20 protein-coding genes and 1 tRNA gene are annotated in these 13,849 nt (G+C 64.4%); 5 read left to right on the forward strand and 16 right to left on the reverse strand.

Annotation, left to right across the window (positions count from 1 at the left end):
* Window positions 1-79 precede the first annotated feature (79 nt).
* On the forward strand, window positions 80-535 hold the full coding sequence (locus tag NV382_RS10320; protein ID WP_260596668.1) for a DUF983 domain-containing protein: 456 nt from the start codon (window positions 80-82) through the stop codon (window positions 533-535).
* A 235-nt stretch (window positions 536-770) separates the two neighbouring features.
* Here NV382_RS10320 and dapF read toward each other — a convergent pair whose 3' ends face one another.
* Both dapF and NV382_RS10330 read right to left on the reverse strand, forming a co-directional pair.
* Complete coding sequence (gene dapF / locus NV382_RS10325; RefSeq protein ID WP_260596669.1) at window positions 771-1,709, reverse strand: diaminopimelate epimerase; 939 nt, start codon at window positions 1,707-1,709, stop codon at window positions 771-773.
* Window positions 1,710-1,764: 55 nt separating this feature from the next.
* On the reverse strand, window positions 1,765-2,199 hold the full coding sequence (locus tag NV382_RS10330; RefSeq protein ID WP_260596670.1) for a DUF6456 domain-containing protein: 435 nt from the start codon (window positions 2,197-2,199) through the stop codon (window positions 1,765-1,767).
* A gap of 90 nt (window positions 2,200-2,289) precedes the next feature.
* On the opposite strand from NV382_RS10330, the gene NV382_RS10335 reads away from it, so the two are divergent.
* Both NV382_RS10335 and NV382_RS10340 read left to right on the forward strand, forming a co-directional pair.
* Window positions 2,290-2,853: a helix-turn-helix domain-containing protein gene (locus NV382_RS10335; RefSeq protein WP_260596671.1), complete on the forward strand. Its 564-nt coding sequence runs from the start codon at window positions 2,290-2,292 to the stop codon at window positions 2,851-2,853.
* A gap of 1,003 nt (window positions 2,854-3,856) precedes the next feature.
* Entirely contained in the window at window positions 3,857-4,300 is a 444-nt protein-coding gene (locus NV382_RS10340; protein ID WP_260596672.1) for a hypothetical protein, read from the forward strand.
* A 90-nt stretch (window positions 4,301-4,390) separates the two neighbouring features.
* Here the strand turns inward: NV382_RS10340 and NV382_RS19700 are convergent, their stop codons facing one another.
* The 4 genes from NV382_RS19700 to NV382_RS10355 all read right to left on the reverse strand — a co-directional run bounded on the left by NV382_RS19700 (window position 4,391) and on the right by NV382_RS10355 (window position 6,141).
* Window positions 4,391-4,510 carry a zinc-binding dehydrogenase gene (locus NV382_RS19700; RefSeq protein WP_418066680.1) on the reverse strand — a complete coding sequence of 40 codons (120 nt, stop codon included), beginning with the start codon at window positions 4,508-4,510 and terminating at the stop codon, window positions 4,391-4,393.
* A 165-nt stretch (window positions 4,511-4,675) separates the two neighbouring features.
* The gene (locus NV382_RS10345; protein ID WP_260596673.1) at window positions 4,676-5,053 is read right to left on the reverse strand and encodes a hypothetical protein; all 378 of its coding nucleotides are present in this window, start codon (window positions 5,051-5,053) and stop codon (window positions 4,676-4,678) included.
* Window positions 5,037-5,771 carry an alpha/beta hydrolase gene (locus NV382_RS10350; RefSeq protein WP_260596674.1) on the reverse strand — a complete coding sequence of 245 codons (735 nt, stop codon included), beginning with the start codon at window positions 5,769-5,771 and terminating at the stop codon, window positions 5,037-5,039. Before NV382_RS10350 ends, NV382_RS10345 begins: the two co-directional genes overlap by 17 nt.
* Window positions 5,772-5,835: 64 nt before the next feature.
* Window positions 5,836-6,141 carry an SDR family oxidoreductase gene (locus NV382_RS10355; protein WP_312026779.1) on the reverse strand — a complete coding sequence of 102 codons (306 nt, stop codon included), beginning with the start codon at window positions 6,139-6,141 and terminating at the stop codon, window positions 5,836-5,838.
* 86 nt (window positions 6,142-6,227) lie between these two features.
* Between NV382_RS10355 and NV382_RS10360 the strand changes: the two genes are divergently transcribed.
* The gene (locus tag NV382_RS10360) at window positions 6,228-6,356 is read left to right on the forward strand and encodes a hypothetical protein (RefSeq protein WP_260596675.1); all 129 of its coding nucleotides are present in this window, start codon (window positions 6,228-6,230) and stop codon (window positions 6,354-6,356) included.
* A 566-nt stretch (window positions 6,357-6,922) separates the two neighbouring features.
* On the opposite strand, the gene NV382_RS10365 is transcribed toward NV382_RS10360, so the two are convergent.
* The 10 genes from NV382_RS10365 to NV382_RS10410 form a co-directional block, all read right to left on the reverse strand.
* A tRNA-Val gene (locus tag NV382_RS10365) sits at window positions 6,923-6,998 on the reverse strand.
* Between the two features lie 57 nt (window positions 6,999-7,055).
* Window positions 7,056-7,196 (reverse strand): hypothetical protein, encoded by a 141-nt coding sequence (locus NV382_RS10370; RefSeq protein WP_260596676.1) that lies wholly within the window; start codon window positions 7,194-7,196, stop codon window positions 7,056-7,058.
* Window positions 7,193-8,008, reverse strand: a complete 816-nt coding sequence (locus tag NV382_RS10375; protein ID WP_260596677.1) for a hypothetical protein — start codon at window positions 8,006-8,008, stop codon at window positions 7,193-7,195. Before NV382_RS10375 ends, NV382_RS10370 begins: the two co-directional genes overlap by 4 nt.
* A gap of 171 nt (window positions 8,009-8,179) precedes the next feature.
* Complete coding sequence (locus NV382_RS10380) at window positions 8,180-9,628, reverse strand: NAD(P)(+) transhydrogenase (Re/Si-specific) subunit beta (protein WP_260596678.1); 1,449 nt, start codon at window positions 9,626-9,628, stop codon at window positions 8,180-8,182.
* A 95-nt stretch (window positions 9,629-9,723) separates the two neighbouring features.
* The gene (locus NV382_RS10385; protein WP_260596680.1) at window positions 9,724-10,029 is read right to left on the reverse strand and encodes a proton-translocating transhydrogenase family protein; all 306 of its coding nucleotides are present in this window, start codon (window positions 10,027-10,029) and stop codon (window positions 9,724-9,726) included.
* Between the two features lie 131 nt (window positions 10,030-10,160).
* Window positions 10,161-10,520, reverse strand: coding sequence for a PH domain-containing protein (locus tag NV382_RS10390; RefSeq protein WP_260596681.1), 360 nt, complete (start codon window positions 10,518-10,520; stop codon window positions 10,161-10,163).
* Window positions 10,520-10,735, reverse strand: a complete 216-nt coding sequence (locus tag NV382_RS10395) for a type II toxin-antitoxin system HicB family antitoxin (RefSeq protein WP_260596682.1) — start codon at window positions 10,733-10,735, stop codon at window positions 10,520-10,522. Before NV382_RS10395 ends, NV382_RS10390 begins: the two co-directional genes overlap by 1 nt.
* Window positions 10,732-10,950, reverse strand: coding sequence for a type II toxin-antitoxin system HicA family toxin (locus NV382_RS10400; RefSeq protein ID WP_260596683.1), 219 nt, complete (start codon window positions 10,948-10,950; stop codon window positions 10,732-10,734). Before NV382_RS10400 ends, NV382_RS10395 begins: the two co-directional genes overlap by 4 nt.
* A 37-nt stretch (window positions 10,951-10,987) precedes the next feature.
* Window positions 10,988-12,109: an NAD(P) transhydrogenase subunit alpha gene (locus NV382_RS10405; RefSeq protein ID WP_260596684.1), complete on the reverse strand. Its 1,122-nt coding sequence runs from the start codon at window positions 12,107-12,109 to the stop codon at window positions 10,988-10,990.
* An 11-nt stretch (window positions 12,110-12,120) separates the two neighbouring features.
* Window positions 12,121-12,243, reverse strand: coding sequence for an aa3-type cytochrome c oxidase subunit IV (locus NV382_RS10410; protein ID WP_260596685.1), 123 nt, complete (start codon window positions 12,241-12,243; stop codon window positions 12,121-12,123).
* Between the two features lie 146 nt (window positions 12,244-12,389).
* Here NV382_RS10410 and NV382_RS10415 point away from each other — a divergent pair, with 146 nt between their 5' ends.
* Entirely contained in the window at window positions 12,390-13,814 is a 1,425-nt protein-coding gene (locus NV382_RS10415) for a sigma-54-dependent transcriptional regulator (protein ID WP_260596686.1), read from the forward strand.
* Window positions 13,815-13,849 lie beyond the last annotated feature (35 nt).

Genomic DNA, 13,849 nt, shown 5'->3' on the forward strand with positions numbered 1-13,849 from the left:
CCCTGCCACCAAGCGCTTGAAGGCACTGGGGCAATTTGGCCAATTGTAACCCTTCCACAGGCGCATCACATGGTAAGACATGCCAGACCAACCCACTACGTCACCAGAGCTTCAGCCCGAAGGCGACAAGTTCCGCTGGATCGTCAAATGTGGGTGGAAAGGCTTATGCCCGCGCTGCGGAAAAGGCCGCATGTTCAAATCCTGGCTCAAGGTAGCGGACCGATGCGAGCAATGCGGGCTGGATTACCGTTTCGCCGCTCCTGACGATGGCCCGGCATTCTTCTCCTTGTGCATCATCGCCCTGCCGCTAATCTTCTTCGTCGTCTGGCTCCAAGTCGCGTTCGATCCGCCCTTCTGGGTACATCTCGTGACCTCGGTGCCCTTCATGGCGCTGGGCACCTTGCTGCCGCTTCGACCGATCAAGGGCTGGCTGGTCGCTTCACAATTCGTCAACCGAGCGCAGGAAGCCGGCACAAACGCCCTCTGGGCGAAGCTGCACGGCACAGATCCGAACAGGAACGACTTCGATCAGTGACACTGGCTCGGCAAGCTACGACCGCCAGCCTCACCCGCGACAGCTCCGATCGCGCCCCTGGCTGGCTTTCCGCCGACCGCCCGACTCGCAATTCTTCATCGTTCCTGATATGTACCCGAACAGCGTGACGCTGTCAAGCAATTTGTACCAGATCGGTGAGAGCCCGCAGCTGATTTAGGTGGCGGAAAATAGCACAAGCGGCGGCACCCTGATCCACTTCCGGCCCTGCGCCCCGTCAGATCCCACGCACGACGGCGGTGGCCCATGCCGTCACCTCTTCGTCATAGCGCTCGGTGACGATCAGGTCGCGCGCCGTACCTGACGCAGCATCCACCTCGACCGATCCGGCATACACCCAGGTCGCATTGCCGGACAGCCGCACCATGCCATCGCGTTCTGCCTGGGCCCGCACCAGACCCCCGCGATTGAATACGGTAATTTCGCTTCCAAAATCCACCCGGCCCGCCAGACAGGCGGCGAACACCGACGCCGCCATCGCGCTGCCGCAGCTGTCGGTCAGCCCGATCCCCCGTTCGAAGGTACGCACGAACAGGTCGCTGCCACGCTGCTCGACGAATGACACGTTGGCGCGCCGCGGCAGCCAGGCGGGCGCAGCCTCACAGACGTTGCCCACCGCCACAAGCTCCGCTTCGTCGATCGACCCGTCGAAGCTCACCAGATGCGGATTGGGCATCGCCACTGCTGTGAAGCGCCGCTCGCTGGGCAGCATCGCGATCGGCTGCTCTAGGATCTGCTGCCCCATGCCTCCGAGCGGCCAGGCCGTCACGTCCAGGTCCGCCGGCCCAGCCGTCTCGCGCACCGTATACACGCCGGGGGCGATCGCCGCATCGCGCTCGACGGTGGCTTGCGAGTTCATCAATCCGACCACCGCATGGTCGATCCCCAGCGCCTCGAACCCGGCCCGCGCCACGCAGCGCAGGCCGTTCAGGCACGTTTCGGACTCACTGCCATCGGTATTGAACATCCGCATCCGGATCGGAACGCCGGCATTCTGCGTCAGGAGAAGGATGCCGTCCCCACCGACCGGTCCTGCACGGTCGGCCAGCGCACGTGCCACGCCTGCCCAGCTTGCATCGTCGAGCGTGATCGCGCGTGCATCGATCAACGGAAAGTCGTTGCCGGAGCCGTGGCATTTGATGAAGTCGATGCGCATGCCGACAGATCTACCGAGGCCGCCCCGCCACGGCAACATGCGCCGTCGCCGCTGGTCAACGCAGTTGGTAATGATCCGCCAGGCGGTCGAGCGCCAGCGTCAGCACCACTCGCCCAGCACGCGCCGGCCACCCTAGTGCTTTTTCCGTCGCCGGCAGCCCCTCGCACGCGCAAACTACGCGCCACAGCACATCGTTCAGCCCGGGCCCCACCGCGGCCGTCGCTGCATCGAAGCGGCGCTTGCCGGCGAGTTGCGCCGTACTCGGATCGATGCTTGCCCCGCCCCCATCTACCCGCGCTGCCCAGCGCATGGTCACACGGGGGCCAAGCTCGGCCATCTCGTAATCGCTGCGCAGCCGCTCACCCGCCTCGAATTGCCGCGCATCAATCATGCCACGCGACCGCAGCCAGCCAAGCGGTGACTCGCGGAGTTTCACCGTCACGCGACGTCCGCTCGCAGCCGTCAGTTGCCGTTCCACCAGTTCCTGCATGTCCGTCTCCTCGCCCGCCGCACAAGGCCGCTTGCCACGACACAGCTTCTGTAGGACAGGACGGAAAACCGATCTGGTTAGGAATGTTGGATGATAACCGCCATTCGCGAAGTACGCCGCGCCAAGGGCATGACGCTAGACGACGTCGCCCGAGCCTGTGTGCCCACCACCACGGCGCAGACGATCGGCCGCCTGGAAACGGGCACGCGCACGGTTTCGGTCGGCTGGTTGAACCGTATCGCCACCGCGCTCGGCGTGACCGCCACCGACCTCGTTCAGCTTCCCACCCGCACCGGCATCCCTGTATCCGCCATCCTCGATGGCAGCGGAATCCACGCCCCCAAGCGCGCGCTAACACTGGCGCCGCCGGCACCGCCCCCCGGCGCGATCGCCATCACCGTCACCGCCGGCATCGGCGAATATCGCAGCGGCGATGAATTGTGGTTTGAAACGCTGGCGCCGGAGCATTTCGGCCGCGCGCTCAACCGCGACGTCCTCGTCCCCCGCGCTGCCGGGCGCTTTTCGTTCGGCCGACTGATCGGTCGCGATGGCGAAAAGCTCCACCTGCTGCCGCCCGGCCCCGGCATGCGGCAACAGATCGTCACCAACCCGCCCTGGATCGCCCCCGCAATCAAGCTGATCAGGGCGCTATAGCTCGCTTGGGCGGGCATCGTCGGCAATGTTGAAGGGAATGGTGGAGCGCGTCGGACGAAACCGCGAACTAGAAACTCGTCGTTCCACGAACCATGCTGCATCGGCAGAACGCCGAGCGCGCGAAAAGTCGGGGCGTCATTCACGGGCCAAAATGGCACAATGCGATGTTTACATTGCTGGAGTTGGAGGAACGAGCGCTAGCGGTCGTGGCTTATCAATGAGATGTAGGATTTGGGGGAACGGAACGTTGGCGAGCAGCCCAGTTGTCGAAGACGGCGAACTGCCGACCTCCGTCTTCCAGAGCGATCTGCCGATTGACGAGAAGCTCGATCGCGCCCGAACAGAGCTGCTTGGCCTGGATAACCTACCTGCGAATTCCAACGAAGACGGGCCGGGTAATCCGACGCGCAGCGGGCCACCATTCCAATGACAAGCGGGCCAGGTCGGCGGCGACATTTAGGAGGCCTGTTCGGGTCTCCTTGCGGTACAGCCGCAGCAGCTTCTTGTGGTTCATGATCAGTCCATCGCGAGCCAGCATGATCCCGAGTCGTCAGTAGCCGAAGCGTCGAGGCTTAGCCGCGATCTCCCGCAGCGACCGCAGGTCGCCATCATCACTACGCCGGGGCGCGTAGCGCACCGTCGTCCGATCTAAGCTGAAGATGGTACAGGCCCGACGCTCGCTGATGCCGAACAGCTGCCGGGCCTGCTCGACACCTCCGCTGAGCGTCGGGCTTACCAGCTTTTGCCGCCACCCCTTCAATGCGTCCACTACAACGAGGGCGAAGAAGCTGGTGAAACGTGGGAGTTGGTCTCCGCCGGCTGACGCATGGCCTGAACCTAGCTGACGCTCGCGCACCCGGTAAGATGTGGGCGTAAGCCGCCGCCTAAGACTGAGAGGGCGCCGGTCTGCTTGAGTGCCTTTATCGACAGGTTTGCAATAGCACATTGCAGACGTGATTGGTGCTTTTGGTGGATCGCAGCCCGTCTGCTTTGAAGCCGCTAAATGCGTTTTCGGCCGTTCCTTCCCAACGACGAAACGGAAGCCATGCGGCTTTTCCAGCGGAAGCAGATCGGTCCGATCCCCGTGCTGTCAGACGACCGGTCGTTGCACTTCGAGACGAGGAGCGGCGTGACAGTTTCTACGAATGGCTCTGCGCTCGCCTCGATTGGTGGCCTGCCTTGGGCCAGGTTGGCTGCTGGCGCAAAGGTCTCGGATCGTGCCCCCCCCGGCAGCACCAAACTACAGCGCCTCCAAGAGATTCGCCGGGGCGCGAGCGTCACGCTGTCCGCCGACGATCTTCATGAGGTCGAGGACGCGTTGTCGCAGATCGAGCTGGTGGGCGAACGCTATCCAGCCGCGATCAGCGACCGCCAAGGGGGCGTTGATGAAAGTCAATCCGGGGCGCCCCCGGTCCGCCTAAGTCGCCAGCATGATCAGGAGACTTAGCCATCAACATCACCCTTAACGGCGGCACACCTTCAGCCCAACCCACCGACTATTTCACGGGCAAGGTCGCCGCCGATACGCTTGGATCAGTCATCGTGTTGTGAGAACGATACGACCGAACACGCCTCCGGCCTCGATCCGTCGACGCGCGTCGGCCGCCTGGCGTAACGGCATAGTCTCGGCAACAACCGTTGCCACCTCGCCACGCACGGCTTTGGCAAATAGGTCTGCGGTCAGAGCGCGCCTTGAGACGACCGCGACTTGCCATATCCCTCACGCTGCTGTGCAGAGGGGTCCCTTTCGCACGCCGATAGGGGGCCTTTTTGGAAGCCGATTGACAGGTCGTGACGGCAGAGAATCGCGACGACCTCTCGCCTATGCGGGGTTCAGCCACCGCCCTTGTTTAGCCTTCCGCTCGATGTCTTTAGCGAAGAGGGGGGTCTCCTCCTCGTTGTGTGCGGAGATTACCTTCTGCGCTTGGTTTTGAGCCTGATCGAGAGTCACGCCTTCGCGCGAGAGCGCCTCTTCCCAGCCAGCTGTCGCCGAGGACCGCACGTAGTTCGTGAAGCGCGTCGTCTTGTCGTCGATCCGGTCTAGGTAGAACTCCCAGATCACGTCGGCGGTGCCTCTTTCGTCGATCGAGGGTCCGAACGTCTCGCTGAGAGAAAGCAGGCGGCAGTGATGGCGCTCGGCAATGTCCTCGATGTAATGCTGCACGACGAGCCGCCCGACATGCTCAACGTTGATCGACATCCGTCGACCGTCCGGCGCGTGGGTCGCGGCTGCGGCAATGTGGTCCTTCGAGCAGGCGCGGTACTCTGCGTCGGTGAGGCTGAAGACCCAGTCGGTCACATCGATGGATGAGTCCTGCTGGCAGAGGAAGACCTTCGTCCTTCGCGCGCAGGAGCATCGCCGCCGCCAGATTGCCGCCCGCCGATCGCCCGCCAACGACGACGCGTGATGGCGTTTGGCGGTTCAGTACATAGCGATATGCCGCCATCGCGTCGTCCAGCGCCGCTGGATAGGGATGCTCGGGCGGCATCCGGTAATCGACGCCGTAGCAGAGCGCCCCGTGCTGATCCGCCTGCATCCGCGCCTGCGCGCGGCACGCCTCGCCGCCGCCGAACACCAGGGCCCCGCCATGAAAGTCCAGATAGGCGCAGTCCGGCTTGGCCATGGTCTCGGGCGTCGCGACGTAGAGGGTGGCTTCACCGCTTCGGATCGTCTCAACGCTGGCGCTCAGCGTGCCGGCGAGCCCTTTCACCGCCGCCGCATATTGTCCGTCAACAGCCGCCTTGATCTGCATCCAGCCGGCATGATCCTCGGGCAAGGGCATGGTGTGGAGCGCGTTCACCGTAACACCATCGTCGTTGACCAGTCGCGCCAGACTGGCGTGTGCCTCTGCGCTGATCGACGAGGGAAAGGGGATCAGGCGGCCTTGAACCACTACGCCTTTTTTCTGGTCGTTCATGTCGATACGCTACTCGTGATGGGAGGGGCCGCAAGTCCGGCGATCACTAATGACGGGCCCGGCCTTACGCAGCGATGCCACCATCGACAAGAATCCCCGAGCCCGTCACGTACGCAGCACCCGGCCCGGCGAGAAACGCAACGGCTTCGGCGACCTCCCGGGCCTTGCCGTAGCGCGCGATAGCGAGGCTCGGAAGAATGGAAGGCGCAAGAGGCCCGTCGGCGGGGTTCATGTCGGTATCGATCGGGCCAGGGCGAACCAGATTGACGGTGATTTCGCGAGAGCCCAGCTCGCGAGCCAGACCGCGGGTGAAGCTCTCTAGCGCCGACTTGGTCGCCGCATAGACGGCGATGCCCGCGAAGACGCGCAGCCGCGCTTACGCAACGCCTGCTTGCCTTCTCGCACCGGCAGCCGCTAGACCTGCGTTCGACCAATGTTGACGCCCTGGTCAGGGGGATGGTCGATCTGATCCAGCGCGCGATCGGCCCCGACATCGCGGTCGAGACCCGCACCGCGCCGGATCTGTGGGCGGCACTACTCGATCCATCATTATTACAAATGCGCCCAGAGACTGAATCGCGGTAAGTGTCCCGGTGGCAGAGTCATTTCGAGTTCTCGGGATGAACTGGATGACGCGGTCATCGATAAGGCGTCGATGGAGCTCCCGACGCCAGCGCGTGTACGCGAGACGGTTGCTCGTGCCTGCGATTGCCAACACTCAGCCAAGGCTGCGGCATCAAGTCGGCTTCAGCAACTCAAACGTCAGTTTAGCGGAGCCAAGCGAGGGAGGACAATCTCTGGGAAGTTGCCGCTGGGACGGCCTGGAAGGCCACTCGGGTTCCAGGGCCAAGATTGATGCGCTCGGAGAGGAGACCGCCAGCCTTAAGCGGCAGATTGCGGCAACGCAGAGGTTAATATCGGAGACCGTCCGACCTCTGTCTTCGGAAGAAGCGATGTCGAAGGTCTCCGAGATGCACGGGTTGCTCAAGGCCGCCGACGCGAGACAACGACGTTGCCTTATCCATTCGCTGATAGAAAAGGTCATCGTTCGCGACGACGCGATCGAAATCTATGGAGCGGAGTCGACGCTGGTGGAGACCGCAAGCGGAATCCATATCGCCAGGGCCGCGGCTCGCGGTTCTGATCGAAAATGGTGGGCGATGACGGGCTCGAACCGCCGACATTCTCGGTGTAAACGAGACGCTCTACCAACTGAGCTAATCGCCCGAAACCGGGTCCGCGCGCTATCGCGCCTTCTGCGCGCGCCGTCAATCCGCGATGGAGTCAGGCGATTGACAGCCCCGCGCGCCGCACAGCCGCGCAATATTGCCGCATGCCCTCCAGCGCCTTGTCCGACAGCGCCATGAACGTGCGGCGGCGGTCGAAGGGATCGGGCTGCCGCAGGAACAGGCCGGCGTCGGTCATCTTGGCGATCCAGCGCAGCGCGGTCGTCGGCGCAACGGCCGCGGCGATGCACAGGCTGGATACCGATACCTGCGCGCGCTCCAGCTCGGCCGCGAACAGATCGAGCAGCATGTCCCACGCGGGATCCTCGAACAGCCCTTCGTCGAAGAATTGCGAGCGCAACGCCGCGAGCGGATCGCCTGGCGGATCTCCTGGGGGGACGCCGTCGCCTCGTCGGCATGGGGTTGCGCGCCATAGCCGAGCTTGCGATCCGTCACCGCCAAAGTAGGCCGTGGGAAGGATAGCGAATCGTCTCGCGTCAGCCGCGCCAGCGTCTCGGCGATCCGCGCCACTTCCTCGTTGAGTCGCCGCAACCGTATCGCCTCGGCATCGCGCGCCGCCTCGTTGGCGAGCAGATCGGGCCGCATGCTGCCGGCAATCGCCAGCGCGGCGATATGCTCCGCCTGGCTCGGCGCCACCAGCAATTGCACGTGCCGTCCGTACAGGTGGGCGGCGACCAGATCGATCTGCCGTTCCTCGATGCCGGCGACGATCCGCGCGGCCTTGTCGCGGGCGAAGGTGTCCAGGATCGGCAACGCGCTGTCGAGCATCGTGTCGGGGACTCCGATGGCATCGATCTGCACCAGGTCGGCAACGCCGTAATCGTCCCACGCGCCGTCCGTCACGGCATGCCAGTCGAGCCGCTTGATGACACGAGCGCCGCTCAGTTCGACCAGGTCGCCGGCAACCTGCGCCGCCGCTTTATCCGCCACGACGAGCGAGCCGAGCCTGCGCGCATAGCTCGGACTCTGCTCAAGCCACTCACCGTTCATCATCCGCCCCCTGCCTGCCCCCGTCGCCACATCCAAATACGCATTCTACGCGATCCAGCGCGGCAGTTTACATCCATTCTGGCAAGCAATCCGCCGGCGCAGGCAGGATCCACCAACGAGCGCCCGATCAACCACCGGAATGGACCAAATCGCCTTGTACGTCCGCTGAGATCAGTCGAGCGACTTGATGATTTCCTCGACCATCTTCTTCGCATCCGCCAGCAGCATCATCGTATTGTCCATGTAGAACACATCGTTGTCGACGCCGGCATAGCCCACGCCGCCCATCGATCGCTTGATGAACAACACCGTCTTGGCCTTCTCCACGTCGAGCACCGGCATGCCGTAGATCGGCGAGCTCTTGTCGGTCTTTGCCGCCGGGTTGGTCACGTCGTTGGCGCCGATCACGAACGCGACGTCGGTCTGGGCGAATTCGCCGTTGATGTCCTCCAGCTCGAACACATCGTCATACGGCACGTTGGCCTCGGCGAGCAGCACGTTCATATGCCCCGGCATGCGCCCGGCGACCGGGTGGATCGCATATTTCACGCGAACCCCATGTTCCTTGAGCTTGTCGCCCATCTCACGCAGCGCGTGCTGCGCCTGCGCCACCGCCATGCCATAGCCAGGGACGATGATCACCTGCTCGGCCTGTTGCAGCAGGAACGCGGCATCCTCGGCCGAGCCACGCTTCCACGGCCTTTGTTCCTTCGCCTCTCCGCCTTCGGCCGCCGCTTCCGCGCCGAAGCCGCCGGCGATCACGCTGATGAAGCTGCGGTTCATCGCCTTGCACATGATGTAGCTGAGGATCGCGCCCGACGAGCCGACCAGCGCTCCGGTGATGATCATCGCCGTATTGTGCAGCGTAAAGCCCATCGCCGCCGCAGCCCAGCCGGAATAGGAGTTGAGCATCGACACGACGACCGGCATGTCCGCCCCGCCGATCGGGATGATCAGCAGGAAGCCGATCGCGAAGCTGAGTGCGGTGATCGTCCAGAAAACCCAGGCGCTCTGGTCCTGCGTGAAATAACCAACCAGCCCGACGATCCCGGCGAGCACCGCAAGATTGATCACGTGCCGCCCGGGCAGCATGATCGGCTTCCCGCCCATATTGCCGTTGAGCTTGAGGAACGCGATCACCGAGCCGGAAAAGGTGATCGCGCCGATCGCAATGCCGAGGCCCATTTCGATCCGGGAGATGGTGAGGATTTGGCCGGCGGCATCAACGATGCTGAATGCTTGCGGGTTGAGGAACGCAGCGGCGGCAACCAGCACGGCGGCAAGGCCGACGAGCGAATGGAACGCGGCGACGAGCTGCGGCATGTCGGTCATCGCGATGCGTTTCGCGGTGCCGATGCCGATCGCCGCACCGATGGCGATTGCCGCGAGGATCTGGATCGCCGTCTTCACATCGATAAGGGTGCCGCCGTCCGCCAAAGGCATGGTCGGCACATGCGTCAGCAGCGTCGTCACCACCGCGATCGTCATGCCGATCATTCCGTAGCGATTGCCGCGCTGCGAGGTCGCCGGCGACGACAGGCCACGTAGCGCGAGGATGAAGCACACCCCGGCGACCAGATAGGCCAGAGCCGCCCAGGGATTTACCGCAACGTGTTCCATGTCAGCCCCTTAACCGTCACCCCGGCGAAGGCCGGGTCCAACTCTTCACCAGCGCATGCGGCACGATGGATCCCGGCCCGCGCCGGGACGACGAACTATTTGGCCGCCGCCGCCGGCTTCTTCTTGTACATCGCCAACATTCGCGCGGTCACTGCGAAGCCGCCGAAGATGTTCACGCTCGCCAGCACCACCGCCAGCAACCCCAGCCATTTCGACATTGCCCCGGTCCCACCGATCCCCGCCGCCGAGGAGGCAATCAGCGCGCCGACGATGATTACCGAGGAGATCGCGTTGGTCACCGCCATCAACGGCGTGTGCAGCGCCGGCGTGACCGACCAGACGACATAATAGCCGACGAAGCAGGCCATGACGAAGATCGACAGGATCGAGATGAAGTCCATTCAGGCGCTCCGAGATCGGCAAAGTTGAGGAAGTTTCGCTGAACGCGCGGCAAGATTCGCCTTCACCAACTTTGTCCGCGTACGACCATCAGCACGATGACATGACGGCTGGCTGTAGGACAGCCCGATCTTCATCGATCCAACTTCTGCGCAAGGAAGCTCTGCAGCGCGCGCACATCGGCATTGCGCCCGACCTTGAACTCGATCGCGTCATGCCCCGACAGATAGATGCTCAGTTCCGCATCCAGATCGAACGTCCCCGCCGTCTCGATCGAGAAAGCGGTGATCGAGCGATACGGCACCGTCAGATATTCGCGTTTGCTGCCGGTCAGCCCCTGCACATTGATGTACAGCACGCGCCAATTGGTGAAGGCGATATAATCCCGCACCGTCTTGTAAACGAAATACACCGTCTCGCCGTCGCTCAGCGCCTCGCCATGCTTGTCGATCAGTTCGCGCGGATCCGCGGCAGTGGCGTTGAGCAGGCCCATCAGGCGGCCGCCCGGCGCGGCACGGGGACGGCGCGGCCCATTTCTTGCGCTGCCTCGATCCAGCAGGCGATCGCGTCGTAGATATTGTCGAGCGCTTGCTGTGGCGTGTCGCCATCAGATCGACACCCCGGCAATTCGGGCGCGATTGCCGTAAAGCCGCCACCGTCGGATTCGGGCAACGGCAGGATATCGACCTCGTAATCGAGTGGCTTCATGAACGTGCTCCACGCACGGCGTCGATGAACCTGACGAGTTCACGCACATAGATCGGCTTAATTGGCCGGTGCGCAGGTATCGTCAGTATCTCGGCCATGTCGACATGCTTCACCTTGTAATTTGAGCCTTTGCGCGGCGGCGTGCAAGCGATGCCGAAGCCATTACAGACCGCGGCGATGTCGTCGATCCGCCAGTCGCGCGGATTTGACCGCATACGCTACAGCAGCTTTTCGGCGATCGCCATGCCGATGTCAGCCCAACAGCCTCTGACTGACGACCACGCCACCCTGGGTCAGCCGGATCGCATCGCCGATCTCGTCATCCAGCACCGGCCTACCCGCTTCCTTGTCCCAGAACGCGCCCAGGAAATTGAACAGGTTGCGGCTGAACAGCGCACTCGCATCCGCCGCCAGCCGACCGGCGACATTGCGATGCCCGACGATCTTCACGCCGCCAACGGTCACCACCTCCCCCGCCACGGCGCCCTCGACATTGCCACCGGCCTCGACCGCGAGATCGACGATCACCGAACCCGGCCGCATGCTCGCCACCTGCGCGGCGGAGATCAGCCGCGGTGCCGGGCGTCCGGGGATCAGCGCGGTGGTGATGACGATATCCTGCTTGGCGATATGGCCCGAAACCAAATCTGCCTGCGCCGCCTGATATTCGGGGGACATCTCGCCGGCATAGCCGCCGGAGCCTTCGCCTTCGATCCCGACGACATTCTCGACGAACACGGGTTTGGCGCCCAGGGACATGATCTGCTCCCTGGTCGCGGAGCGCACGTCGGTTGCCGAAACCTGCGCGCCCAGCCGCCGTGCGGTGGCGATCGCCTGCAGCCCGGCGACGCCCACGCCCATCACGAACACGCGCGCAGCGGATACCGTGCCGGCGGCCGTCATCATCATCGGAAAAGCGCGGCCATATTCCGCCGCCGCATCCAGCACCGCCTTGTAGCCCGCCAGATTCGATTGCGAGGACAGGATGTCCATCGATTGCGCGCGCGTGATGCGCGGCATGAATTCCATCGCCAGCGCCTCGATACCCGCCGCGGCATAGCCATCGATACGGGCGCGTTCGACGAACGGATTAAGGCTCGCTGCCAGCCACGCGCCTGGCGCGGCCCCGGCAAGCGATGCCGCATCCGGCCCCTGCACGCCAAGGATGATATCCGCGCCCGACAGCGTCGCCGCGCGATCACCCAGCTTAGCGCCCGCGGCAGCATAATCGGCATCGGCACAGGAAGCGGCGACGCCCGCCCCCGCCTCGACCGCCATCTCGGCGCCGAGCGCGATGAACTTCTTGACCGTCTCGGGTGTCGCGGCGACGCGGCTTTCCCCGGCGGCCTGTTCCTTGAGGACTGCGATCTTCACCGCCGGCCCGCTCAGGCGATCAGCCAGATCACCAAGGCGACGATGATCGCGGTGGCGACCGATCCCCATTTCAGCATGCCGATGACCTTGCCATAAGTCTGCTCGTGCGCGTTCAGATCGCCGTTGCCCGCCATGTCCTCATATCCCGTCCATCGTTGTCGCTCTCGCTTAGCCGCCCCCCGCCTGTCCCTCAAGTCCCATCGCTGCGCGGCTCGCTACGCTTAAGGCCGTCTTTACTCCGCTGGATTACGGTTACCGTGCTACGGAACAGGACCAACGAATGACGCGCAACGGACAGCGCCTTTTGATGCTGATCGACGACGAGCCGGCGCAACGCCGCCTCGTCGCGGCGATCGCCGCGCGCCGCGGCTGGCGTGCAGTGTTCGCCGCGGACGGCGAAATGGCGATCGCGATGCTCGGCACACAGGACGGCATGCAGCTCGACGCGATCCTGCTCGATCACTGGGCGCCCGACGCCGACGCCGCAGCATTGATCGCCGAAATCCGCAGCCGCCGCCCGGCGCTGCCGCTCCTCATGCTGACCGCCAACGGCTCGGTCGCGCAGGCGGTGGCCGCAATGCGCTCGGGCGCCACCGATTTCCTGGTCAAGCCGCTCGCCCCCGAACGGCTGCTCGCCGCGCTCGATGCCGCGGTCACCGGCAAGACCTCGGGCGAATTGCGGCCGCTGTCCGAGAAGATTCCCGCCCTGCTCGCCTTTGACGAGATCGTCGGCTCCGCTCCCGAATTCCGCGCCGCACTCGCCATCGCCGCCAAGGCGGCGCGCGCGCGCGTCGCCGTGCTGCTGGAGGGCGAAAGCGGCGTCGGCAAGGAAGTCGTCGCCGAAGCGGTGCACGCCGCCTCCCCGCGCGGCAAGAAGCCGATGGTCACGGTCAATTGCGGTGCGCTGCCGCCCAATCTGGTCGAATCCGAGCTGTTCGGGCATGAAAAGGGCGCGTTCACCGGCGCGTTCGAACGCAAGATCGGCCGCTTCCAGGAGGCCGATGGCGGCACGATCTTCCTCGACGAAGTCGGCGAGATGCCGCTCGAGACACAGGTCAAACTGCTCCGCGTGCTGCAGAACGGCGATATCCAGCCGATCGGTGCGCGGCATGCCAAGGAAGTCGACGTCCGCGTCATCGCCGCGACCAACAAGCGGCTGATCGAGGAGGTCGAGGCGGGCCGCTTTCGCGAGGACCTGTATTACCGCCTCAACGTCGTGCAAGTCACCATCCCGCCGTTGCGGGACCGCACCGGCGACATCCCCGCGCTCGCCCGCCACCTGCTCGCCCGCATCGCGCAGCAGCCGGGCCTGCGGCCGCTCGGCATCACCGACGATGCGCTGGCGCTGCTCGGCGGCTATGACTGGCCGGGCAATGTCCGCCAGTTGCAGAACGCGCTCTTCCGCGCCGCCGTTTTGTGCGACGGTGCCGCGCTTACCCGCGCCGATTTCCCGCAGATCGCGGCACTCAGCGAACAGCGCCACACGACGCCCGGCCCGGTGCCGATGGCGACCAGCGGCGGCGTCACCTTGTTCCATGCCGATGGCAATCTGCGCGCGCTGGAGGAGATCGAGGCCGATGTCATCCGCCTGGCGATCGGCCATTATCGCGGGCGCATGACGGAGGTCGCGCGCCGCCTCGGCATCGGTCGCTCCACGCTGTACCGCAAATTGGGCGAGCTCGGCATCGACAACGCGGCGGCCTGATCGACCTGCGAGACCATTCCGCAAGTACCTAAATA

It is taken from the genome of Sphingomonas endolithica (assembly GCF_025231525.1).
GTDB classification, from domain to species: domain Bacteria; phylum Pseudomonadota; class Alphaproteobacteria; order Sphingomonadales; family Sphingomonadaceae; genus Sphingomonas; species Sphingomonas endolithica.